The following is a 21,840-nucleotide window of genomic DNA, read 5'->3' as shown; positions in this document are numbered from 1 at the left end:
TGAGGCGTACACACAGAGGCCTGGAGGCGTACGAGGGGTCGCCGAGGTTCGGTCCATAGGCCGACGCCATAAGGGGGCGCGCATTCCATCATGGATACATGAGCGCAGCAACCTTCACCCCAGGCCCTTCCCAGCGCGGTCCCGCCGCTCGTGGCGCGACCGCCTTCTCCGCCGTCCACCACCGCCACCGTGTCGGCGACGCCCTGCATGCCGTCAAGGTCTTCGTGGGCGCGGCGTTCGGCGTGGTGCTCCTCGGGGAGTACGAGGAGGAGGCGGGCGTACGACGCCGGTGAGCCGTCCGCCGGGGTGAACCGTCCCGGCACTAGGGTCACTCCGTGCTTCAGCGGAACGTGACCGATCGCTCACTCGACGAAGTTCTCCCGTTCTCCGTCCCCCGTTTCTCCTCCCGCTTCCCCGCGTCTCTTCTGCCCCTCCTCCTGCTTGCCGCTTCCCTCACCGTCTTCGCCGCGCTGTGTCTTCTCCGGCGCACCCCGATGGCCGACGCGCTCGTCTACCGGGCCGAGGGTGCGGCCGTCGTCCACGGCACGGATCTCTACGGGTTCACCGTCACCGAGTGGCAGCTGCCCGCCACGTACCCGCCCTTCGCGGCGGTCCTCTTCGTCCCGCTGGCCTGGCTCCCGCTGTCCGTCCTCAAGGCGGCCTGCGTCGCCGGGAACGTGGCCCTGCTGGCCGTGCTGGTCCGGCTCTCCTGCCGTCTCGCGGGCCTGCCGACGCGGCTGCCCGCGCTCTGCGCCGCCACCGCGCTCGCCCTGTGGCTCGAACCCGTCTTCCAGACCGTGCTCTTCGGCCAGATCAACCTCGCCGTCGCCTGCCTGATCCTCTGGGACCTGACACGGCCGCCCGGCGCCCCCGGCAAGGGCATCGCCCTCGGCATCGCGGCCGGGGTGAAACTGACCCCCGCCGTCTTCGTGGCGTATCTGCTGCTCAGGGGCCGGCGACGGGAAGCGGCCACCGCCCTGGCGGCCTTCGCCGGGACCGTACTCCTGGGAGCGCTGGCCCTTCCCGCCGCGAGCGTCGACTTCTGGACCCGGCGGCTCTACGAGACCGGCCGCGTCGGCAAGGTGTGGATCGTCGACAACCAGTCGCTGCAGGGGCTGATCGCGCGGGCGCTGGGGGACCCGGCACCGGGCTTGCTGTGGGCCGTACCCGCGCTGGCCGTCGCGGCGGCGGGACTGCGGCTGGCCCGCCGCGCGCGCACCGACCGCCAGGGCGTCCTCGTCACCGCCCTCGCGGCCCTGCTGATCTCACCCATCAGCTGGTCGCACCACTGGGTGTGGTGCGTCCCGCTGATCGCCGTGCTGTACGCCGAACACGGCCCGCGCCCGGCCGCCGCCACCGCCGTGGTCTTCGCGGCCCGCACCCTCTGGCTGGTCCCGCACCAGGGCGATCTGGACCTTCGCCTGCCCTGGTGGCAGCAGCCGTTCGCCTCGCCGTACCCCCTGCTGGGGTTGGTACTGCTGGCTCAGTTGTCGGCCAGGAGCTCGTCCGCGTCGACGATCCGGTAGGCGTACCCCTGCTCCGCCAGGAACCGCTGCCGATGGGCGGCGAAGTCCTGGTCGATGGTGTCGCGGGCGACGACGGAGTAGAAGTGCGCCTGGTGGCCGTCGGCCTTCGGGCGCAGCACGCGGCCGAGGCGCTGGGCCTCCTCCTGGCGCGAGCCGAAGGTGCCCGACACCTGGATGGCGACGGTCGCCTCCGGCAGGTCGATGGAGAAGTTGGCGACCTTCGACACGACGAGCACGCTGATCTCGCCCTCCCGGAAGGCGTCGAACAGCTTCTCCCGCTGCGCGTTGCTGGTCTCGCCCTTGATGACGGGCGCGTTCAAGTGCTCGCCCAGCTCGTCGAGTTGGTCGATGTACTGGCCGATCACGAGGATCTGCTGCCCCGCGAACTTCCGTACCAGCGCCTCGGTCACCTTGCGCTTCGTCGCGGTCGTCGCGCAGTAGCGGTACTTCTCCTCGGTCTCGGCGGTGGCGTACGCGAGCCGCTCGGCGTCGGTGAGGTTGACGCGGACCTCGACACAGTCGGCGGGCGCGATGTACCCCTGCGCCTCGATCTCCTTCCAGGGCGCGTCGAACCGCTTGGGCCCGATGAGCGAGAAGACGTCCGACTCGCGCCCGTCCTCGCGGACCAGGGTCGCGGTCAGGCCCAGCCGCCGTCGTGCCTGGAGATCGGCCGTGAACTTGAAGACGGGCGCGGGCAGCAGGTGCACCTCGTCGTAGACGATGAGTCCCCAGTCCCGGGAGTCGAACAGCTCCAGGTGGGGATAGACGCCCTTCCGCTTGGTCGTCAGCACCTGGTAGGTGGCGATGGTGACCGGGCGGATCTCCTTCCTCGTCCCGCTGTACTCGCCGATCTCGTCCTCGGTCAGCGAGGTCCGCTTCACCAGCTCGTGCTTCCACTGCCGGGCGGAGACGGTGTTGGTGACGAGGATGAGCGTGGTGGCCTTGGCCTGCGCCATGGACCCGGCGCCGACGAGCGTCTTCCCGGCTCCACAGGGCAGGACCACAACGCCCGATCCGCCGTGCCAGAAGTTCTCCACGGCCTGCTTCTGGTACGGCCGCAGCGCCCAGCCGTCCTCGGCCAGCTCGATCGGGTGCGCCTCCCCGTCGACGTACCCGGCGAGGTCCTCGGCCGGCCAGCCCAGCTTCAGCAGCGTCTGCTTGATCTGCCCGCGCTCGGAGGGGTGCACGGCCACGGTGTCCGGGTCGATCCGGTTGCCGACGAGCGGGATGACCCGCTTCGACCGCAGGATCTCCTCCAGGACGGGCCGGTCGGTGGTGGTCAGGACCAGCCCGTGGGCCGGGTGCTTGCTGAGGGTGAGACGCCCGTAACGGTCCATCGTCTCGGCGATGTCGACGAGCAGCGCGTGCGGCACGGGGTAGCGGCTGAATTCGACGAGCGCGTCGACGACCTGCTCGGCGTCGTGGCCCGCGGCACGCGCGTTCCACAGGCCGAGCGGCGTCACCCGGTAGGTGTGGATGTGCTCGGGCGCGCGCTCCAGCTCGGCGAACGGCGCGATGGCGCGACGGCAGGCGTCGGCCTGCTCGTGGTCGACTTCCAGGAGCAGGGTCTTGTCGCTCTGAACGATGAGGGGTCCGTTCACACCCGTCCCTTTCTGCGTGCCGTCACCCCGCGCGGATGACCGGCCAAACGTCCAGTGTGCCTCAAGGGGAGGTGATCACGGCTGGTCGTCGGCGAGCTCGGCGACCCCCGTCACGCGGTGCAACGGATAGGTGCGGACCTCGTCCGCGGTGTGGTCGTACGCCGTCACGAAGCCGCCCTCCACCCGGATCGGGGCGATGACGCGCTGGCTGGCGGCGCCCTCGGCGTTCACATACCCGATCCACACCGCCTCACCGGTCATGACGGCGGCCTGCACGGTGGCGAGGGTCTCGGCGGAGCTGGTGCGCGGCAGCTCGCCGTTGCCCGGCGCCGGTGTCTGGGTGTCCTTGCGCGGGGTCGTGGAGGCCAGGTCACCGGCGCGGATGGCGCGGATCGCGGCACCGAGGAGCGTGGCGTCGGGCACCGGCGGACCGTCCGGGACCGGCACGGGGGCGGAGCGTGGCGGGGTGCGGTGGGCGTGCGCGCGGGTGATCAGCACATCGCCCTCGGCGGACTCCGCGGCGGGCGCGAAGCCCATCGAGCGCAAGCCCTCCAACAGCGCCGCCGGGTCGGCCTGCGCCGCGAGCACGGTGGGTGCGAGGCGGCGCAGCCGCAGTCCCTGCGAGCGCTTGTCGGCAAGGATCTCGCTCAGCACCGCGTCGTCGTCGCAGCGGACGTACGCCGAGGCCGCCCCGATCCGCAGATGGCCGTGCCGGCGGGCCACGTCGTCGATCAGATAGGCGAGCGGCTGTGGGACGGGCGTGCGGGAGTGGGCTGCGAGGAACGCGTGCAGGTCCGAGGCCGACCGGCCCGCGTCCAGAGCGCGCCGTACCGACCCCGGGGTGAACCGGTAGACCGTCGCCCCGCCCTTCGACTCGATGTCCGCGAGCACGCCGAGCGTGTCGGCGAGGGGCCGCTCCAGCGGGCCGGGGGCGACGGCCGTCAGGTCCGCCTGGAGGAGGACGTGGTCCAGGGGCTCGGGCAGCAGCGGGGCGAGGAGCCGGGCGGCACGGTCGGCGGCAGCGGCCTGCTCGGCCGGGGAGAGCGGGGTTTCGGAGAGGGGGGCCTCGACGGCGGGGCGGTGGTGCTTGTGCGCGGGGAGCTTGTCGCCGGGACCTGACGGGGCGCGCGTTCCGGTCTCGCGCACGCTCGCCGACGGCAGCCCCAGCAGCGCCCGCCCCTGCGCCGAGAGGGCGCCCCGGCCGGTGACTCCCAGCAGCTCCGACTCGGACAGCGTCCACCGGGCGAGCCGGGTCCGCAGATCCTCGGCCGCGCTCCGGTCCCCGCGCAGCGGACGCTCCCACTGGAGGTGGGCGAGGACCGAGTCCGGGGTGGCGGCGGCGCCCTCGGGCAGGGTGGCGAGGAGGGTGAGGACGCGGTGGCGGACCTCGGGGGCCGCCGAGCGGTCGAGGCCGGGGCCCAGCGCCGACAACGTACGGTCCTTCGTGTCCCGCCCGCCGATCAGGCCCGCCGTACGGGTCGCGGCCAGCCACGCGGAGGCGAGCATGGCCCACCGTTCGGCGGCGGGCCTCTCCAGCCACTCGTCATAGGCGGGCGTGGCCGCGTACCGTTCGTCGGCCTCCCCGTCCGAGGCCAGCAGTCCCGCCGCGTAGGCGAGCTCGACCCAGAACGCGGCCACCGGCTCCGCGACGTCCAGCGCCACCGCCGTCCGCTTCAGGTCCCGCACGCTGATCCCACCGGCGCGCAGTACGACGGGCCCGCCCTCGTGCCAGTCCTTCAGCAGCTCCTCGACGGTGGCGAGCGCCGTGTACGCCTGGCCCGCCGCCGCACTGTCCACAACCTGTGGACGGTGCGTCCGCGCGGACTCGACCGCCGGGGCCACCGGTTCCGTCGCCCGGTGCGCGCGGCCGGCCCGCAGATGCAGGGCGACCTCCCGGGGCAGTACGACCGTGCCGGGCGCCGTCGGCAGCAGCAGCCCGCGGTCGATCAGCCAGCGCAGATGGCGTGCCGGGTCGGCGGTCACCTGGCCGTACGGCGGCCCCCACACCAGCCGGGACAGCACGTCCACCGCCTCGGCCGGGGCGGTGTCGAGGAGCGCCGACATCCGGGCCCGGTCGGTGAACAGTGCGGTGAGCGAGGCGACGGCGGAGACGGAGTCGTGGGTGGTCGGCAGTCCGGCCTCGGCCACGATCTCCTGGATGCGCCCCGGGGACATGCCGGCCGTGGCTTCGGCGACGGTCGGGCCCAGGCCGGTGGGGGACGGGTGCTGGGGGGACGGCGCGAGCAGCTCACGCGCCGTCCGTACGAGGCGCAGGCGGTCGTCGGGGCCCCACACCAGGGCCTGCTCGCGGAGCGTCCCCAGAGCGCGCGGGAACGCCGCCGTGACCGCCGGGTCGTTGTCGTCGCCCGCCAGCAGCGCGAGCAGTTCGTCGTGCGCCGCCGGTTCCGACGCGACGGCGAGGGCCTCCGCGGTCTGGAGCGCGAACCGGTCCAGGCGCTCCAGGGCGCGGACCACCGAGGCCCGGGTGCCGGCGCGGGTGGCGAGCTGGGTGAGGTCCGTGGGGACGGGGGTGATGAGGTCGGGGCGGGTGCGGAGGAGGGCCGACAGGGAGGCGTCGTCCCGGGCGCGGAGGGCTTCCGCGAGGGAGCGCGGAGCGGTGCCCTGCGGGGCGGGGTCCGGGGTTCGGTCCGGCGTGGGGTGCTCCTCTGTGCTCATCCGCTCAACGGTAGTGGTTTCTCGCCCCCGCCGCCCCTACCCGTCCCATCCCCGGGGCCACGCCCCGGACCCCGGGTGTGTTGTACGGCTGACGGCCGGTGGGGGCTGATCGCGCAGTTCCCCGCGTCCCTGAGGCACGGGGCTGCGCCCCGGCGCCCCTTCAGGGGCGCGGGGAACTGGGTCTGGGGGCGGAGCCACCGGTGCGGGCGGCGGGGGCGAGGAACTCGGGGTGTACGCGGTACCGTCGTGGCCGCGGGGTTTACAACGTGCGCGCCCCGGAGGGGACTTCGTGGGGATTGAGAGCGACCAGCTCGTATTCGACTATCTGAGCCGCGTCGGAGACCTGGCCCAGCAGCGCCAGCTGCCCTCGGCCACCCGCATGCGACTCGTGTCGGAGCTGCGCAACGAGATCGACCGACGCCGGGCGAAGGCCCCCGTCGACAGCCCGGCCGCCGTCCGCCGCATCCTCTCCCGCCTCGGCACCCCGGACGACATCGTCACCGCCGCCCGCGAGGGTGCCTCCGAGGCCGGTACGGACACCTGGGCCGCCGTCCCCACCCAGCGCGCCGGCGAGGCCGACGACCGCCCCAAGGGCCTGCGCCGAGTCGTCCCGAGGCCGCGCCCGGCGGAGCCGAAACCCGCGCCCCGCCCCACCGAGGCCGACGGCGCCCCCTCCCCGCCCCACCTCGCGCCCACGCACGAACTGGGCGACAGCTCCGCGGATCCGGACTGGTGGCGCAAGGACACCAGCCCGTTCGGGCTGGGGGACAGCGTGCCGGGATTCGTCGGCGGCGTGGAGATCCCCGAACTGCTCAAGCCACCACCGAGGCACGAGGACGACGACGAGGACGAATCCGACGCCGTCGAGGAAGCGGGGCCGAAGCCCTCCAAGCCCTCCAGGCCCTCCAAGACGGCCAAGGTGCCCAAGTCGCCCAAGGCCGAGAAGCCCGCCCCGGTCGAAGAGCCCGACGTCGCCGTCGCGCCCCGTCGCCGGCTCCCCCGACCCGGCAACTGGAGCAACCCCCTCCTTCTGCTGGCCGCCGTCCTCCTCGTCGTCGGCGCCGTCCTCGGCAACTGGTTCGCCCTCGGCCTCGGCTGGCTCATCGCCTGGGCCTCCCGCCGGCTGAGCCTCGTCGAGTCGAAGTGGGCCGTGCTCGGCATGCCGGGGCTGGCCGTGACGGCGGGTGTCGTCTGGCTGTGGGGCCGTACGGACGGCCGCTGGGGCGATCCGATCGTCAAGGGGCACATGAACGAGGCGGTCGCGCAGACCTGGCCGTGGGTGGTCAGGGGCGCGGCCGTGGCCTCGGCGCTGTACCTGGTGTGGCGCTCACAGCGACGCCGCTGACCCGCGCGACGGGCCGCCACGGGCCACCACATGGGCATCTGGGCACGTGGGCACAATGGTCCATATGCCTATCGCATCGACGACCCCCCGGACTCCCCACCTGCTGACCGTCGGCTTCGACCTCGACATGACCCTGATCGACTCCCGCCCCGGCATCCACGCCTGCTACCGGGCGCTTTCGGAGCGCACGGGGACGTACATCGACTGCGACCTGGCCGTCACGCGGCTCGGACCGCCGCTGGCGGAGGAGTTGATCAACTGGTTCCCGGCGGACCAAGTGCCCGCGATCGCCGACCTCTACCGCGAGATGTACCCCGTGCACGCCGTCACCGGCACACTCGCGATGCCCGGCGCCCGCGAGGCCGTCGCGGCGGTCCGCGCGGCGGGCGGGCGCGCGGTCGTCGTCACCGCGAAGTGGGAGCCCAACGCGAAGCTGCATCTGGACCACCTGGGCATCGACGCCGACGCGGTCGTCGGCAACCTGTGGGCCGAGCAGAAGGCGCAGGCGCTGCGGGAGCACGGCGCGAGCGTGTACGTCGGCGACCACACCGGCGACGTCCGCGGCGCGCGCACCGCGGACGCGTACTCCGTCGCGGTCGCCACCGGCCCGTGCGACGCGGCGGAGTTGCGCGCGGCGGGCGCGGACGTCGTGCTGGCCGACCTGACGGAGTTCCCGGCGTGGCTGAGCGACTACCGGGGGGATTACCGGGAGGCCGTACGGGCCTGAATCGCGCGGGCCTGACGGCGTCCCGCGGCGACGGACCGCAGCACCCCCGCCGCGGCGATCAGGAAGCCGACGCCCATGAGCATGCTCAAGCCGAACATGTACGTCGGAAAAGGCGTCGTATGGAGGAGTAGCGGGGCCACGGTGACGAGTGTGGCCACGGCTCCGACGAAGAACACGATGGCACCGGCACGGATCAGCCGGTCACCGGGCTCTGCGGAATTCGGTTGGGTTTTGTCACGCACCGGACCAGGGTAGTTCCCAGCGCGAAGGAACAATCCGGCGACGTCTTGTCACCGGCCCCGGGACCATTAGCCTTGGTACCGGCGGGTCCGACGACCCGCTGTAGTGCTATCCGGGGCAGTTTCCGACCGTTGCCCGTGCAACGGCCCGAGTGTGCGCCCGTGCAGTTTCAGAGCAGTTTCCGACGAGTACGAGGACGAGGACAGACGTGCCTACCGGCAAGGTCAAGTGGTTCAACAGCGAGAAAGGCTTCGGCTTTCTCTCCCGCGACGACGGCGGCGACGTCTTCGTTCATTCCTCGGTCCTGCCCGCCGGAGTAGATGTGCTCAAGCCCGGCCAGCGCGTGGAGTTCGGCGTCGTCGCCGGCCAGCGCGGTGACCAGGCGCTTTCGGTGACCATCCTGGACCCGACCCCCTCCGTCGCGGCCGCCCAGCGCCGCAAGCCGGACGAACTGGCCTCCATCGTGCAGGATCTGACGACCCTTCTCGAGAACATCACGCCGATGCTGGAGAAGGGCCGCTACCCCGAAAAGGCCTCCGGCAAGAAGATCGCGGGCCTCCTGCGCGCGGTCGCCGACCAACTCGACGTGTAGCCCGCGGGCGGGCGGAAGGAAGCGCCGGAAGCGTATCCGGGCCGAGGGGCTTGATCAGCTCCTCGGCCCCGTCCGTGCCGTCGGCAGGGGATCAGGGGAATGACAGGGCGTGGGGTCCGAGTGCCGGGACCAGTCCTTCGGCGGCGGCGCGGGTGAGCAGTCCCCGGATCGCGGCGTAGCCGTCCTCCCCGAGGTCGGCGGTGAACTCGTTGACGTACAGGCCGATGTGCTGGTCGGCGACGGCCGGGTCCATCTCCTGGGCGTGTTCGAGGACGTAGGGGCGCGAGGCCTGCGGGTCGTCCCAGGCGGCGCGGACCGAGGCGCGGGCGGCGTCGGCGAGGCCCTTCAGACGCTCCTCGCCCAGCGCGCGCTTGGCGATGATCGCGCCGAGGGGGATGGGCAGTCCGGTCGTGCGCTCCCAGTGCTCGCCCATGTCGGCGAGATTGTGCAGCCCGTAGTTCTGGTACGTGAAACGGGCCTCGTGGATGACGAGTCCGGCGTCGACCTTCCCGTCCCGCACCGCCGGCATGATCTCGTGGAAGGGCATGACGACGATCTCGCCGACCCCGCCGGGAACGGTGTCCGCGGCCCAGAGACGGAAGAGCAGGTAGGCGGTCGACCGCTCGCTCGGCACGGCGACCGTGCGCCCGGTCAGGTCCGCGTCCGGCTCCCGGGTGAGGACCAGGGGCCCGCAGCCCCGGCCCAGCGCGCCCCCGCACGGCAGCAGCGCGTACTCGTCGAGGACGTACGGCAGGACGGCGTACGACACCTTCAGCACGTCGAACTCGCCGCGCTCGGCCATGCCGTTGGTGATGTCGATGTCCGCGAAGGTCACGTCGAGCGCGGGCGCGCCCGGGACGCGGCCGTGGGCCCAGGCGTCGAAGACGAAGGTGTCGTTCGGGCAGGGCGAGTACGCGATCTGCAGCGTCTTCTCAGGGCTGGTGGTCTGGGTCATGTGGGTTCCAACTCTCCAGGACGGGCGCGAGCTTCCCGAACGCCTCGGTGAGGGCCGCGAGAGCCTCTCCGATGCGCCAGGCGGCGCGGTCGCGCGGGCCGACGGGGTTGGAGACCGCGCGCATCTCCAGGACGGGCACACCGTGCGCGGCGGCCGCCTCGGCGACCCCGAAGCCCTCCATGGCCTCGGCGAGGGCGCGCGGGTGGCGGGCCCGCAGTTCGGCGGCGCGCTCGGCGCTGCCGGTCACGGTGGACACGGTCAGTACGGTTCCGGCGCGTCCACCCGTGGCCGACACGACTTCTCGTACGAGTGATGGTGGTGGACGGTGGCTGACGGTCCCGAACCCGAGCTCGGTGACCGGCAGGAACCCGTCCGCGGTCTCGGCGCCCAGGTCCGCCACGGTGATCTCGTCGGCGACGACGAGGGATCCCACCGGGGCCTCAGGCTGAAAACCGCCCCCGATGCCGGTGGAGACGACGAGGTCGTAGGGGGTGCCGTCCAGGGCGGCCGCGGTGAGCGCGCCCGCGGTGGACGACGCGGCCGGAGCGGGTCCCACCCCGGCGGCCAGCAGATCGAGGGTCACGCGGGCTTCAGCGCTGTCGCGGGAGGCCGACGACAGCCGCTCCAGGGTCGTCCCGGGCAGCCGCAGCGAACGGCCGGTGGCAGTGAACGCCCCGGCCACCGCGTCCCTCTCCACGGGAACGGCGGTGGCCACCAGCACCTTCAGCCCAGCGGCAGCGATCAGGCGTCCTTCTTGAACTTGAAGGTCCACAGCCCGGTCACCGTCTTGTCGCCCTCCTTGATGGAGACGCGCGTGGAGTTGCCGCTCGCGCCGTACTGCGCGTTGAAGAACACGCTGCCCGGGATCGTGCGGTACGTCTTCTTGCTGGAGTCGGTCAGCGGCTGACCGTTCATCAGGATCGTCCAGCCGTTGTCGGCGATCTTCGGGTCCACACCGAACCGGACGGTCTCGTCGGGGTCGACCTTGATGGACTTGATGTCCGAGCTCGTGAGGCACTTGGCCAGGTCCGCGGCCTTCACCTCCTTGCCGTCGTTGTAGCAGGCGGTCTCGGAGCTCACGGAGTTCTTGCCGACTGTGATGGTGGCCAGCGGCGTCGGCTTGTCACAGGCGGACAGGACGAGAAGTCCGGCGGAAACGGCGCCGAGAGCGGCAACGGCGCGACGGCGATGTCCATTGGCGGCTCTGCCGCGGGGCAGGGAGGTCATGGCCGAAGGCTATCGGGCACGTCCACCGCTCCCCCCACGTGGGGTACGGCGTGCCGCCCTCAGGCCACGCGTGACCGCACCGGGCCCCCGTGCCGTGCCGCGCCGAGCAGCCCCCGCACGGTGGTCAGCCATCCGACGGCGACGATCGCGGCGGCCACGGACAGGCCGAGCGTGCCGTTGAGGGGCAGCACGATGCCGATCGCGCCGCCGAACACCCAGGCCACCTGCAACAGCGTCTCCGAGCGCGCGAACGCCGACGTACGGACGAGTTCCGGCACGTCCCGCTGGATCAGCGCGTCCAGGGAGAGCTTGGCGAGCGCCTGCGAGAACCCCGCGACCGCCGTCAGACAGGCCACCAGGAAGGCCCCGAAGAATAGGGCGGCGGTGATCGCGGCCCCCAGCACACACGCGACGACCGTCACGATGATGATCTCCGGGGCGCGCGATTTCAGCCAGGCCCCGACCGCCGTGCCGAGCGCGTTGCCCGCGCCCGCCGAGACGCCCACTATCCCGAGCGAGACGGCCGCGCTCTCGCCGGTGAGCGGGTGCTCGCGGAGCAGGAAGGCGAGGAAGAAGATCAGGAAGCCGGAGAGACAGCGCAGGGCGGCGTTGGCGCCGAGGGCGTGGGTGACGGCCGTACCGACGGTGCGCAGCCCCGGCCGCCGCACCTTGTCCTTGATGAGCTGCGGTCCGTGCAGATGCTCCTCGTCCGCGACCAGCAGCGCCCGGTCCTCGCCCTTGGCCGAGTCGACCTTGGGCGGCAGCGTGAACGACAGGAACGTGCCCGCGATGAAGATGACGAAGGCGCCGTAGAGCGGATAGCGCGGGCCGAGGGCCTGCAACCCCGCCCCGATCGGCGCGGCGACACCGGTGGCCAGGAGTCCGCCCAGGGTGACCCGGGAGTTCGCCTTCACCAGGGAGAACCGGGGTGGCAACAGCCGCGGGACCACGGCGCTTCGTACGACCCCGTACGACCTGGACGCGACCAGCACGCCCAGCGCGGCGGGATACAGCTCCAGGCTGCCGGTGACGACCGCGCCCGACAGCAGCAGCGCGAGCATGGCCCGGGCGAACATCGCGCCCGCCATCGCGGCCCGGCGGCCGTGCGGCAGACGGTCCAGAAGCGGGCCGATCACCGGGGCGAGGACGGTGAACGGCGCCATGGTGATGGCGAGGTAGAGAGCGACGCGACCGCGCGCCTCGTCGGTGGGCACCGAGAAGAAGACGGTGGAGGCGAGCGCGACGGTGATCATGACATCGCCGGCGCCGTTCACCGCGTGCAGCTCGATCAGTTTCCCGAGGCCGGATTCGCCCGCCCCGTGCGCGTGCGTCGCCTTGCGGATCCCGCGCGCCGTTCCGGTCACCGGGAAATGCAGGGCACGGCCCACCGCGCGGACGGAACCGGTCATCCGGCCCGATCCGCCACTTCTGGTGCCGCCCTTGGCAGCGCCGACACCGGCGGCTCCTTGGGGCGACCTCGCGGCTGCCACTCCGCAATAGTGCCCCGAGAAGTGCGTACGTAGTGCGGTTACCGCGCGTATGGCGGCCGAGTGGGCTGGTGACGGGCCGTACGCGGGTCGCGTGTCGGGGTGTCGAACCGGACCGGGGCGGGGGCGAGGAGCGTTTTCCGGCCGACCGCGACAGTTGTGCGAGGTTCTTTTCGATCCGTACCAGAGGGGGTATGGGGTGGGAAAACACTGCTTCGGAGCGGTCCGGAAACCTGGCGCGGAGTGCGGAAGCGCCCCGCCGGTGTGGGCCCAGGGCTCAGGAGAAGGTAGCGTGCGTAGCGCGCCTGCGGCGGTTGTTCTCGGCCGCGCGCCTCTCGGTCATCCCGCAGAATGGATGACGTAGGTGCGCCCGAGTGCGATCGGGCGTGGACGTCGACGCGGCCCACCGGTCCGCTCCGTCCGCACTCCCGCCGAGGAATGGCGCACCCGTGAGACGGCGTAGGAGAGAAGCGATACCTGTGAGCGCAGCGACAACGCGAAGCCGCACCCCCGACCGCCTGTGCGCCGAGGCCGTCGACCTCGCGCGCACCGCCGCCGAGGAGGCCGCCGCCCCCGGCGTCGTCGGCGAGCACGTGGGACTGGTCTCCGAGGGGGACCGCGTTGTCACGCACTACTTCGAGTGCAAGGAGTTCGGGTACCGCGGCTGGCGCTGGGCCGTCACCGTCGCCCGTGCCTCCCGCGCGAAGCTCGTCACCCTCAACGAGACGGTGCTGCTGCCCGGCCCCGAGTCCCTGCTCGCCCCCGAGTGGGTGCCGTGGAGCGAGCGGCTGCGCCCCGGGGACATGGGCCCGGGCGACCTGCTGCCCACGGACGCGGAGGATCTGCGGCTGGAGCCCGGTTTCTCCGGGGAGGACGAGCCCGCGCCGAACTCCGCGGTCTCCCAGGACATGGCGGAACTGGTCGAGGCGGAGGACGCCGAGGTCACCGCCGGCACCCCCGCGCATCTGCCGTTCGCCCCGCGTCGCGGCTCGATCGCGGCCGTCGCGGAGGAACTCGGCCTGCGCCGGGCCCGTGTTCTGTCCCGCTACGGCCTGCATGTCGCGGCCGATCGCTGGGAGGAGTCGTACGGCCCCAAGACGGCGATGGCCCAGGCCGCGCCCGCGTCCTGCGTCAGCTGTGGCTTCCTGAACCCCATCGGGGGCTCGCTCGGACAGGCGTTCGGTGTCTGCGCGAACGAGTTCTCTCCGGCGGACGGGCGTGTCGTCTCGCTCTCCTACGGCTGTGGAGGCCACTCCGAGGCCGCGGTCATGCCCAAGCCTCCCCGCCCGGCCCCTCCGGTCATCGACGAGACCCGGGTCGACCCCTTCCCGCTGCGCCCGTCCCCGGACTCCGGTTCGGTCTCCCTCACCCCCGACGAAACCGCGGCGGAACTGGGCCACTCGTAACTCCCCTCGCCCCCGCCGCCCCTACCCATCCCATCCCCAGGGGCTCCGCCCCTTCAACCCCGCCAGGGTCTCCGCCCCCCTGCACCCCCGCGGGGCTACGCCCCTGCACCCCACCGGGGGCTCCGCCCCCTGCACCCCCGCGGGGCTCCGCCCCCCAAACCCCGCCGGGGGCTGCCGCCCCTGCACCCCCGCATCGCCCGAAGGGCTCGTCCTCAAACGCCGGACGGGCTGAAGATGCGCGCCAGCGCACTTGAGGGGCGCGGGGAACTGCGCGGCCGACCCCCACCGGGCCGCAGCCAAACGAACCGGGTGGGCGGGAGATGCGGGGCGAAGCCCCCGCCTCAGGGGCGCGGGGAACTGCGCGATCAGCCCCCACCGGGCCGCAGCCAAACGAACCGGGTGGGCGGGGAATGCGGGGCGAAGCCCCCGCCTCAGGGGCGCGGGGAACTGCGCGATCAGCCCCCACCGGGCCGCAGTCAACCGAATCGGGTGGGCGGGGGATACGGGGCGAAGCCCCCGCCTCGGGGCGGCCGGTCCCCGCTCGGCTGCAGCCGGGCGATTCGGGCGGGCGGAGGCGCGGGCCATGGAACGCCGGGTGCCCCGGGGTTTTCAGGGGCGCGGGGAACTGCGCGACCAGGCGTCAGCGGCCCGCAGACAGGAGATCTGCGGGCGGGGATCCGGGGCGTAGCCCCGGTTCAGAGGCCCGCGGCGGCTCGCACGCACCGTGGCCCGGGCCTGAACCCCTTCCGCCGCGCGGTACCTTCGTGCCGCGGCCGAGCCCAGCGCTCGCGATCGCACGAAGCGAGAGGGAGAGTGAACCGTGAGCAAGTTCGTGCGGCCGGCAGCCGAGGGCGCGGACCCGTTCGGCACGGCCCGCCTGCGCCGCGGCGTACAGGACGCCTGGGCCACCAGCCCGGCCCGGTTCCGCGAGGACGCCAACGCCGAGGAGGACCTCGTCCTCGGCGGCTACCGGGACCGGCTCGTCGTCGAGCTCGCCCAGAACGCCGCCGACGCGGCAGCCCGCGCCGGCGTCCCCGGCCGGCTCCGCCTCACCCTGCGCGACGGCGTACTCCTCGCGGCCAACACCGGCGCCCCCCTCGACGCGGCCGGCGTCGAATCCCTCGCCACCCTCCGCGCCTCCGCGAAGCGGGACGCGCACGACACCGCCGTCGGCCGCTTCGGCGTCGGCTTCGCGGCCGTCCTCGCGGTGACCGACGAGCCCGCCGTGGTCGGCCGGCACGGCGGCGTGCGCTGGTCCCTCGCCGAGGCCCGCGAACTGGCGTCGGACACCGCCCGCCACAGCCCGGGCCTCGGGGACGAGATCCGTCGGCGCGACGGTCATGTGCCGCTGCTCCGGCTGCCGTTCGCGGCCGAGGGCACCGCCCCTGACCCGTACGACACCGTCGTGATCCTCCCGCTGCGCGACCCCGCCGCCGAGGGCCTCGCCGAGCGCCTCCTGCAGAACATCGACGACGCCCTCCTGCTCGCCCTCCCGGGCCTGGAGGAAGTGATCGTCGAGGTCGGGGAGGGCGGCGAGGACGTACGCACGCTGCGGCGCCGCGGCGACGAGCACGGCGTCACCATCGAGGACTCCCGCCACGGCACCACGCCCTACCGCACCGTCTCCCACCACGGCCCCCTCGACCCCGCCCTGCTCGCCGACCGCCCGGTCGAGGAGCGCCTGCGCCCGCACTGGTCGGTGACCTGGGCCGTCCCGGTGGACGAGGACGGCACGCCCGCCCGGCCCCGTACCAGCCCCGTCGTGCACGCGCCCACGCCCAGCGACGAACCCCTCGGCGTGCCGGCCCTCCTCATCGCCTCCCTCCCGCTCGACACCACCCGGCGCCATGCCGCGCCCGGCCCGCTCACCGAGTTCCTGGTGGAGCGCGCCGCGGACGCCTACGCCGAACTCCTCGCCGCCTGGCGCCCGGTGGACACCGGGATCATCGACCTCGTGCCCGGCCCCCTCGGCAAGGGCGAGCTGGACGGCACCCTGCGCCAGGCGATCCTGGACCGGCTGCCGCGCACCGCCTTCCTGCCGCCCGCCGTCCCGCAGGCCAAGGACCAGGACACTCCGGCGGACTGGCCCGAGGGCGAGAGCGACGCGGCCGGGATCGGGATCGGTCTCGCGGAGATCGCGGAGAACCCGGACGCCCTGCGGCCGCGCGACGCCGAGGTCGTCGAGGGCGCCGGTGCCGACACCGTGCGCGTCCTCGCCGAGGTGATCCCCAGCCTGCTGCCCGCCGGGCTGGAACGCCGGGTGGAGCTGCGGACGCTGGGTGTCGCCCGCGTCCCGCTCACCGAGGCCGTGGACCGGCTGGCCGGCCTGGAGAAGGACCCGGGCTGGTGGCGGCGGCTGTACGACAGCCTCGCAGGCGTCGACCCGGACCGGCTCTCCGGCCTGCCCGTACCGCTCGCCGACGGCCGTACGACCATCGGCCCCCGCCAGATCCTGCTGCCGCTCCCCGAAGGCCCCACTCCCGACGACACCTGGGCCGCCACCTCCGACGCCCTCGCCCGCCTCGGCCTCAAGGTCGCCCACCCCGACGCCGCCCACCCCCTGCTGGAGAAGCTGGGCGCCCTCCCGGCCACGCCTCGCGCCGTGCTCACCACCCCCCAGGTACGTGCCGCTGTCGCCGCCTCGCTCGACGACGAGCGCGGGGCGTGGGACGAGGACGCCCCGGACGCGGAGGAGCTGGCGGACACCGTCCTCGCCCTCGTCCGCGACGCCGGCCTCGAACCCGGCGACGAACCCTGGCTCGGCGCCCTGGCCCTGCCCGACGAGGAGGGCGAACTCCTCCCCGCGGGCGAACTCGTCCTGCCCGGCAGCCCCTTCGCGCGGGTCATGCGCGAGGACGAACTCGCCTTCGTCGACGGCGAGCTGGCCGACCGCTGGGGCGAACAGCCGCTCGCGGCCTGTGGTGTGCTCGCCAACTTCACCCTCGTCCGCGCCACCGACGTCGTCCTCGACCCGGACGAACTGGAGCCCCGCGACTCGGACTTCGCCGAACCCGACGACGCGGGTCTGCTGGACGCCGTCGACGTGTGGTGCGAGGACGTCCTCGACCGGCTGCCCGACACGCCGGTGCCGCCGGTCGCGACGGAGATCGTCGCCGTACGGGACCTGGACCTGGTCGACGACGACCGCTGGCCGCAGGCACTCGCCCTGCTCTCCCAGCCGCCCCTGCGGGACACGCTCACCCAGCCGGTACGGATCCTCCTCCCGGACGGCACGCACGAGATCGTCCGGCCGTACACGGCCTGGTGGCTGCGCGACCACCCCGTCCTCGACGGCCGCCGCCCGGCCGGTCTGCGGGCGGAGGGCGGCGACCCCCTCCTGCACGGCCTGTACGACGCCGCCGACGCCACCGGTTTCAACGACGAGCAGGTCCTGCGGGCGCTGGGCGTCCGTACGTCCGTGGCCGCCCTCCTGGACGAGCCCGGCGGCGCCGCCGAACTCCTCGACCGGCTCGCCGACCCCGACCGCGAGGTCTCCGGAGCGCAACTCCACGCCCTCTACGGTGCCTTGGCCGACCTCGAACCCGAACAGGTGACCCTGCCGGACGAGTTGCGGGCCGTGGTGGACGGCGAGGTGGTCGTCGTGGACGCCGCCGACGCCGTGGTCGTCGACTCGCCCGACCTGCTGCCCTTCACCGGCGGCATGCCGCTGCTCCCCGTACGGCCCGCGCGCGCCGCCGATCTCGCCGAGCTGTTCCAGGTGCGGCGGCTCAGCGAGTCGGTGACCGGCGAGGTGACCTCGGAGGGCACCGAGCACGACGTACCGGAGTCCGTGCGGGTCCTGCTGGGCCCCTCGACCCCCACCTCGTACGTCGAACACGAGGAACTCGTCGTCGACGGCACCGAATTGGACTGGCGCCGCACGCGGGACGGGGTGCTGCACGCCGCCACCCTGGAGGGCGTGGCGGCCGGCCTCGCCTGGGCGGCCGAGCAGTGGCCGCGCCGCTTCGAGGTCGCGGCCCTGCTGGAGGACCCGTCCCGCACGGAGGAACTGGCCCGGGACCGCTGGTTCGACTGAGGCCGGGTACAGGCCCGTCAGAGGGCACTGCATACGGGCCCGTCGGAGGGCGTGCGCGTTCGTTCGCGTCCTCTCCGGCGGGCCCGTGCTGTGACCTTCGTCATACCCGCACAAAGGTTCCACCAGTCGTACAACCATTCGCTCGCCTCGCGGATCAGATCACCCGAGTCAACAGACTCCATGATCACTTGGGCCCCAAGGGAAGACGAGCCGTGAGGAACGACCACTCACCACCGGGGCCCCTTTCTCCACTTGGGGATCGCATGCGCATTCGCGCCACTGTGGCAGCCGTTTCCGGCGCCCTGGCCCTCTCCGCCTTCGTGGTACCGGCCGCTCACGCCGCCGATGTCCCGGGCGCCGCCTCGCTCGCCCGCACCGTTCAGCCGAACACGGCGAAGTCGCCCACCGACGTCACCCACGGTGACACCAAGATCTCCAACGTCGTCGTCAACGGCGGCAAGGGGGTCGTCTTCGGCACGACCACGAAGAAGACCTTCACGGTCACCTTCACGGCCTCCGACAACTCCGGCATCAAGATGGCGCTGGCGATCCTGTATCACGGCGCGAACATCGAGGACTCCGACAACGGAGCCGTGCCGAACGAGAACGGGGGCGCGAAGGCCTCCTGCACCGCGGTCAGCAGCACGACCGCGAACTGCAAGGAGACCTTCACGATCCAGGCCAACCAGCAGCTGCTCAACGCGCACGCGGGCACCTGGAAGGTCTGGGCGATCGCGCAGGGCAAGGACGCCGACTACGTCCAGAAGGAGAACGTCAAGAGCTTCTACGTCCAGCGCGCCTCCAAGCTGACGGTCAACGCGGCCCCGGAGCCGGTGAAGAAGGGCAGGACCATCACGGTCACCGGTGCCCTGACCCGCGCCGACTGGCAGACCGGCAGGTACACGGGTTACGTGGGCCAGGCGGTGAAGCTGCAGTTCAAGAAGAAGGGCGCCAGCGCCTACACCACGATCAAGACGATCAAGACGACCACGGGTGGCGCGCTGAAGACGACGGTCACGGCGTCCGTCGACGGCACCTTCCGTTACTCCTTCGCGGGCACCTCGACCACCCCGGCGGTCAACGCCACGGGTGACTACGTCGACGTGCAGTAGTCACCACCAGCTGTTTCGTGCTGTTCCCCGCGTCCCATCCAGGGGCGCGGGTTCGTCGTTTGGCACCCCGCCCGGTTCGTCAGCCGACACGTCAACCCGTGGGGGGGGGAATCCATGCGCAAGCGCACCACCACCGTCGCCCTGCTCGTGTCCTTCGCTGCCGCCGGAGCCGCCCTGGCGCCCGCGGCCTTCGCGGACGGCAGCCAGGGGACACGAAGATCACCAAGGTCGTCGTGAACGGCGGCAAGGACGTCGTCATCGGCACGACGACCGTCAAGACGTTCACGGTCTCCGTCACCGCCACCGACGACCAGGGCATCAAGAGCGCCGACATCACCCTCAACGGCCCCGGCCAACGCCTCTCCAAGCTGACGGTCCACCCCGGCGGTCAACGCCACCGGTGACTACATCGACGTCAGGTAGTGACCGGCTCACCCGCCGGCACGGCTCACGCGGGAAAGCGGCGGTCCACCCATCTCCACAGGAACTCCAGGGTGGCCGCCGCCATCACCGAGATGCCCACCGCGATCCACGGCATCTCCACGCCCACCAGCTTCAGCGCGAAGAAGTGCTGGAGCCACGGCACGATCAGTACGACGAGGAACGCCAGGCCCATCGAGGCCACCAGGGCGACGCGCCACCAGGTGTACGGGCGGGCGATGATCGCCAGCACCCACATCGAGATCAGGAACAGTGTCAGCGTGGCGGCGCTGGTCTCCGCGTCCAACTCGCCCGGCCCGGTGTAGTGATGACGGGCGACCAGATACGTGATGAAGGTGGCGACCGCCGCGACCACGCCCCCGGGGATCGAGTACCGCATGACCCGCTGGACGAAGTGCGGTCTCGCCCGCTCCGTGTTGGGGGCGAGCGCGAGGAAGAACGCCGGGATGCCGATGGTCAGCGTGGACAGCAGGGTCAGGTGCCGGGGCAGGAAGGGGTATTCGACCCGCCAGCACACCACCAGGATGGCCAGCAGCACCGAGTAGACCGTCTTCACCAGGAAGAGGGTCGCGACGCGAGTGATGTTGCCGATGACCCGGCGGCCCTCCGCGACCACCGAGGGCAGCGTCGAGAAGCTGTTGTTGAGCAGCACGATCTGGGCCACCGCCCGGGTCGCCTCCGAGCCCGAGCCCATGGACACGCCGATGTCGGCGTCCTTCAGGGCGAGCACGTCGTTCACGCCGTCGCCCGTCATCGCCACCGTGTGCCCGCGTGACTGGAGCGCGCCCACCATGTCCCGCTTCTGCTGCGGGGTGACCCGCCCGAACACCGTGCCCTTGTCCAGCGACTTCGCCATCTCCTCCTTCTCGTCGGGAAGGTGGCGCGCGTCCACGACGGTGCCGCTCAGGCCGAGCTTCCCGGCCACCGCTCCCACCGAGACCGCGTTGTCGCCGGAGATGACCTTCGCCTTCACGTCCTGCTCGGCGAAGTAGCGCAGGGTGTCCGCCGCGTCCGGGCGCAGCCGCTGCTCCAGGACCACCAGGGCGGTGGGGCGGGCGCCCTCCGTCACCTTGGGGTCGTCGAGGTCCTTCGAGGCCTTGGCGAGCAGCAGCACCCGCAGCCCGTCCTCGTTCAGCCGCGCGGTCTCGGCGAGCGCCGGGTCCCCGTCGGGCAGCAGCACGTCGGGGGCGCCGAGCAGCCACGTACTCGACTCTCCGTTGCCCTCGCTGAAGGACGCCCCGCTGTACTTGCGGGCCGAGGAGAACGGCAGCGACTCGGTGCAGCGCCAGTCCTCGCTGTCCGGGTAGGAGTTGATGATCGCCTGGAGGGAGGCGTTCGGGCGCGGATCGGACTCGCCGAGCGCCCCGAGGGCCTTGCGTATGTACGTCTCGTCGGCGCCCTGGATGGGCCGCAGCTCGGTGACGTCCATGCCGCCCTCGGTGAGGGTGCCGGTCTTGTCGAGGCAGACGGTGTCGATGCGGGCGAGGCCCTCGATGGCGGGAAGTTCCTGCACGAGGCACTGTTTCCGGCCAAGCCGGATGACGCCGATCGCGAAGGCCACGGAGGTGAGCAGGACCAGGCCCTCGGGGACCATCGGGACGATCCCGCCGACCGTACGGGCGATGGAGTCCTTGAAGCCGTGCTGCTTGACCACGAGCTGGCTGATGACCAGACCGATCGCGGTCGGGATCATCATCCACGTCACGTACTTGAGGATCGTGGAGATACCGCTGCGCAGTTCGGAGTGGACCAGTGTGAACCGGGACGCCTCCTCGGCGAGCTGTGCCGCGTACGCCTCCCGTCCGACCTTCGTCGCGGTGAACGCGCCGCCGCCCGCGACCACGAAGCTGCCCGACATCACCGCGTCGCCCGCGTGCTTGACCACCGGGTCCGCCTCACCGGTGAGCAGTGACTCGTCGATCTCCAGACCGTCGGCCTCGACGCACGAGCCGTCCACGACGATCTTGTCCCCGGGCCCGATCTCGATCACGTCGTCCAGCACGATCTCCGACGTACTGACCTCGCCCGCGACCCCGTCCCTGCGGACCGTCGGCTTCGCCTCGCCGATGACCGCGAGCGAGTCCAGGGTCTTCTTGGCCCGCCACTCCTGGATGATGCCGATCCCGGTGTTGGCGATGATCACGTAACCGAACAGGCTGTCCTGGAACGGCGCCACGAACAGCATGATCAGCCAGAGCACACCGATGATCGCGTTGAACCGGGTGAAGACGTTGGCGCGGACGATCTCGCCCATGGAACGGCTGCTGCGCACGGGGACGTCGTTCACCTCGCCGCGGGCGACCCGTTCGGCCACTTCGGCGGCGGACAGCCCCGGGGCCCGCTTGGGGGCGGGCAGGGGCACGGGGTGAACAGGGTCGAGTTCGGCGCCCGCGTCGATGTGCGTCATGCATTCGACGGTACGTGCGGAAATACGGCTTCACCCGCCGAGTGCCCCAAAGATCCGACCAG

17 protein-coding genes are annotated in these 21,840 nt (G+C 72.4%); 9 read left to right on the top strand and 8 right to left on the bottom strand.

The window, feature by feature from the left end; translation table 11 throughout:
• The first annotated feature begins 98 nt into the window (after positions 1–98).
• Together FNV62_RS24220 and FNV62_RS24215 are read left to right on the top strand one after the other, a co-directional pair.
• Positions 99–293 carry a hypothetical protein gene (locus tag FNV62_RS24220; RefSeq protein ID WP_060898774.1) on the top strand — a complete coding sequence of 65 codons (195 nt, stop codon included), beginning with the start codon at positions 99–101 and terminating at the stop codon, positions 291–293.
• Positions 294–437: 144 nt separating this feature from the next.
• The gene (locus tag FNV62_RS24215) at positions 438–1,526 is read left to right on the top strand and encodes a glycosyltransferase 87 family protein (RefSeq protein ID WP_225900866.1); all 1,089 of its coding nucleotides are present in this window, start codon (positions 438–440) and stop codon (positions 1,524–1,526) included.
• Here FNV62_RS24215 and FNV62_RS24210 read toward each other — a convergent pair.
• Both FNV62_RS24210 and FNV62_RS24205 read right to left on the bottom strand, forming a co-directional pair.
• The gene (locus tag FNV62_RS24210) at positions 1,484–3,127 is read right to left on the bottom strand and encodes a DNA repair helicase XPB (RefSeq protein WP_054235164.1); all 1,644 of its coding nucleotides are present in this window, start codon (positions 3,125–3,127) and stop codon (positions 1,484–1,486) included. The two genes, FNV62_RS24215 and FNV62_RS24210, sit on opposite strands and share 43 nt — an antisense overlap.
• 75 nt (positions 3,128–3,202) lie before the next feature.
• Positions 3,203–5,803, bottom strand: coding sequence for a helicase C-terminal domain-containing protein (locus FNV62_RS24205; protein WP_143627101.1), 2,601 nt, complete (start codon positions 5,801–5,803; stop codon positions 3,203–3,205).
• A 289-nt stretch (positions 5,804–6,092) separates the two neighbouring features.
• On the opposite strand from FNV62_RS24205, the gene FNV62_RS24200 reads away from it, so the two are divergent.
• Together FNV62_RS24200 and FNV62_RS24195 are read left to right on the top strand one after the other, a co-directional pair.
• Positions 6,093–7,148, top strand: coding sequence for a hypothetical protein (locus FNV62_RS24200; RefSeq protein WP_143627099.1), 1,056 nt, complete (start codon positions 6,093–6,095; stop codon positions 7,146–7,148).
• A 55-nt stretch (positions 7,149–7,203) separates the two neighbouring features.
• Positions 7,204–7,875 carry an HAD family hydrolase gene (locus FNV62_RS24195; RefSeq protein WP_179858208.1) on the top strand — a complete coding sequence of 224 codons (672 nt, stop codon included), beginning with the start codon at positions 7,204–7,206 and terminating at the stop codon, positions 7,873–7,875.
• On the opposite strand, the gene FNV62_RS24190 is transcribed toward FNV62_RS24195, so the two are convergent.
• Complete coding sequence (locus FNV62_RS24190; protein ID WP_054235167.1) at positions 7,851–8,117, bottom strand: hypothetical protein; 267 nt, start codon at positions 8,115–8,117, stop codon at positions 7,851–7,853. The two genes, FNV62_RS24195 and FNV62_RS24190, sit on opposite strands and share 25 nt — an antisense overlap.
• A gap of 206 nt (positions 8,118–8,323) precedes the next feature.
• Here FNV62_RS24190 and FNV62_RS57610 point away from each other — a divergent pair, with 206 nt between their 5' ends.
• On the top strand, positions 8,324–8,707 hold the full coding sequence (locus FNV62_RS57610; protein ID WP_054235168.1) for a cold-shock protein: 384 nt from the start codon (positions 8,324–8,326) through the stop codon (positions 8,705–8,707).
• Between the two features lie 91 nt (positions 8,708–8,798).
• On the opposite strand, the gene FNV62_RS24180 is transcribed toward FNV62_RS57610, so the two are convergent.
• Genes FNV62_RS24180 through FNV62_RS24165 form a run of 4 tightly spaced genes read right to left on the bottom strand, consistent with a single transcriptional unit; the run spans position 8,799 to position 12,379 of the window.
• Positions 8,799–9,662 (bottom strand): 1,4-dihydroxy-6-naphthoate synthase, encoded by an 864-nt coding sequence (locus FNV62_RS24180; protein ID WP_060901738.1) that lies wholly within the window; start codon positions 9,660–9,662, stop codon positions 8,799–8,801.
• Positions 9,640–10,377 carry a futalosine hydrolase gene (locus FNV62_RS24175; protein WP_240361305.1) on the bottom strand — a complete coding sequence of 246 codons (738 nt, stop codon included), beginning with the start codon at positions 10,375–10,377 and terminating at the stop codon, positions 9,640–9,642. The genes FNV62_RS24180 and FNV62_RS24175 overlap by 23 nt, the downstream gene beginning before the upstream one ends.
• A gap of 26 nt (positions 10,378–10,403) precedes the next feature.
• Entirely contained in the window at positions 10,404–10,889 is a 486-nt protein-coding gene (locus FNV62_RS24170) for a hypothetical protein (RefSeq protein WP_060901739.1), read from the bottom strand.
• 59 nt (positions 10,890–10,948) lie between these two features.
• Entirely contained in the window at positions 10,949–12,379 is a 1,431-nt protein-coding gene (locus FNV62_RS24165) for an MFS transporter (protein ID WP_179858207.1), read from the bottom strand.
• A gap of 476 nt (positions 12,380–12,855) precedes the next feature.
• Here FNV62_RS24165 and FNV62_RS24160 point away from each other — a divergent pair, with 476 nt between their 5' ends.
• The 4 genes from FNV62_RS24160 to FNV62_RS57605 all read left to right on the top strand — a co-directional run bounded on the left by FNV62_RS24160 (position 12,856) and on the right by FNV62_RS57605 (position 19,334).
• Complete coding sequence (locus FNV62_RS24160; RefSeq protein WP_143614635.1) at positions 12,856–13,782, top strand: DUF3027 domain-containing protein; 927 nt, start codon at positions 12,856–12,858, stop codon at positions 13,780–13,782.
• An 820-nt stretch (positions 13,783–14,602) separates the two neighbouring features.
• Entirely contained in the window at positions 14,603–17,818 is a 3,216-nt protein-coding gene (locus tag FNV62_RS24155; protein WP_143627097.1) for a sacsin N-terminal ATP-binding-like domain-containing protein, read from the top strand.
• 263 nt (positions 17,819–18,081) lie between these two features.
• Positions 18,082–18,930, top strand: a complete 849-nt coding sequence (locus FNV62_RS24150; RefSeq protein ID WP_144315635.1) for a DUF5707 domain-containing protein — start codon at positions 18,082–18,084, stop codon at positions 18,928–18,930.
• Positions 18,931–19,163: 233 nt separating this feature from the next.
• Positions 19,164–19,334: a hypothetical protein gene (locus tag FNV62_RS57605; RefSeq protein WP_313905024.1), complete on the top strand. Its 171-nt coding sequence runs from the start codon at positions 19,164–19,166 to the stop codon at positions 19,332–19,334.
• A gap of 44 nt (positions 19,335–19,378) precedes the next feature.
• Here FNV62_RS57605 and FNV62_RS24140 read toward each other — a convergent pair whose 3' ends face one another.
• The gene (locus FNV62_RS24140) at positions 19,379–21,778 is read right to left on the bottom strand and encodes a cation-translocating P-type ATPase (RefSeq protein WP_097285223.1); all 2,400 of its coding nucleotides are present in this window, start codon (positions 21,776–21,778) and stop codon (positions 19,379–19,381) included.
• Positions 21,779–21,840: the final 62 nt, after the last annotated feature.

The sequence above is a fragment of the Streptomyces sp. RLB3-17 genome, from assembly GCF_007113425.2.
GTDB lineage: Bacteria > Actinomycetota > Actinomycetes > Streptomycetales > Streptomycetaceae > Streptomyces > Streptomyces mirabilis_D.
The sequence above is the reverse complement of the archived record's forward strand: the minus strand, read 5'-3'. Positions and strand labels throughout refer to the sequence as shown.